At 54.3% G+C, this 1,645-nt stretch carries 2 protein-coding genes; both read right to left on the reverse strand.

Annotated elements, in window-relative coordinates; translation table 11 throughout:
• Positions 1–248: 248 nt before the first annotated feature.
• Positions 249–728 (reverse strand): hypothetical protein, encoded by a 480-nt coding sequence (locus V6D20_02470; GenBank protein ID HEY9814657.1) that lies wholly within the window; start codon positions 726–728, stop codon positions 249–251.
• 212 nt (positions 729–940) lie between these two features.
• Complete coding sequence (locus V6D20_02475) at positions 941–1,354, reverse strand: hypothetical protein (protein HEY9814658.1); 414 nt, start codon at positions 1,352–1,354, stop codon at positions 941–943.
• Between the last annotated feature and the right edge of the window lie 291 nt (positions 1,355–1,645).

Genomic DNA, 1,645 nt, shown 5'->3' on the forward strand with positions numbered 1-1,645 from the left:
TATCCTAAGGTATGTCCCATCCTCCTATAAACTGGACCGCATCAGGCTGACCCAAACGCCGATGCTCTTGTGACCCTGCTGAGGACACCTCTCAGCCCAGTCCCAACGCCTTCGACCACCCAGCCCAGCGCGGGACTGGTCCAAGGCAAACCCTCAAACCAACCATCCCAAACCCAGCCGGGAGCCATCCGCTTCCGGTCCCTTCGTATGCACAAAGGAAATCCCATGTACGAAGACTAAACGCGCCACTATTGGCTTGGCTGCATCCAGCCGGTATGACGATCCACGTTCAGTCGCTGTACGAGCGACCCATCTTTCGTGACAATTTCGGCAGTGATGGTATCTGCGTCCTGTTCCGCGATATTACCAATTTTGATGTTTGGGTTGTTCATCCCGCGAAGTCTATACTCCATCATACGCCTTACATCGTCTGCATCGAGGTCCTCTCTCAGTGACTGCATTGTGCCGGGACCGAAATTGCCCTGTCGGTTGAAGTCGGGGGGCATCATGTAACCTTGGCCCATCATGTGACCCGGATCCATCGTGTAGCCTTGACCCATCATGTGACCCGGACCCATCATGTAGCCTTGACCCATCATGTGATCTTGGTGCCACTCATTATGCCATCCATTCGAACGGTGAACATCGTGAGCCAGAGCAGAGCCTGAAGGCGACAATGCTGTTAGACATGCAATCCCCAGAATTTTGAACAGCGGCTTCAGTAACATCGTTTCCCCCCAAGAACATTTCTATGCATACAAACAAGGGAAGCGTACGGAACGGCAGCTATTTCAAATTGACATATGTCAAAATTGAAGTCGGGTAGTGGTGGGCGCTTGATTTTTTACTGCTTTGGCTGACTACGTCGGTAAATCTCGCTTTTGCCAACGGCAGCTTTGTCCGCACTGCTGACCTACATCAGCAAAACCTGAACAAATGCTCACCGCCACCGACCACATATCCCTTCGGCAATCATCACCCGCCCAACATCATCGCCACCTGCCAACCGGCACTGACCTACCTCCCGGTCATAAGATTTGCGCCCGCTCAACGTACAAGTCACCTGTCCTGTGCTCACAAGCTGGCGCATCCTTCTCGTAGCGCTGTCCCCTGCCATCGTGCCGCTCTCAGCACAATCGAGGTTTGCCAACCTGACAGCCACGCCAGAGACCTCAATCGTATCGCCATCCCGTACATGGCTCACGGGACCGGAGAGGGTTTTGCCAGACCGAGAAGTCGTGCCCTGTTGCCTAGCACCGCCCCAAGCATCGCCTCCCCGAAGGATCGTTGGCTTGGTTTGCTCTTGGGATCGCAGGTCAGTCAGGAAGGTCTTTGACGGGTCAGAGCTGATCAAAAGGGCGATGCCTCCGACTATCAGAAGCGCCGGAATGATACCCCTCAAAGACCTCTTGAAGGTCCTTCGGGCCTTGGCTCTTTGGTAGTTGATCTGGTTGCCTTTGCGCATACTGAGATGATGGCAGGCGGATGGGGTGAAAGTTGGGCGCGAAGAGGTCGATTTACCGTCGGTTCAGTGCGGTCCCGCATCACCAAGCCTTACCCTCCTCGGTGTAGAAAGATCACTTCAGCCAGCGGCTATCCGGCTGTTGCGAAGGTAGAAGAACGCCTATGAAAATCTGTGATGGCA

Source organism: Candidatus Obscuribacterales bacterium, from assembly GCA_036703605.1.
In the GTDB taxonomy this organism is placed as follows: Bacteria; Cyanobacteriota; Cyanobacteriia; order RECH01; family RECH01; genus RECH01.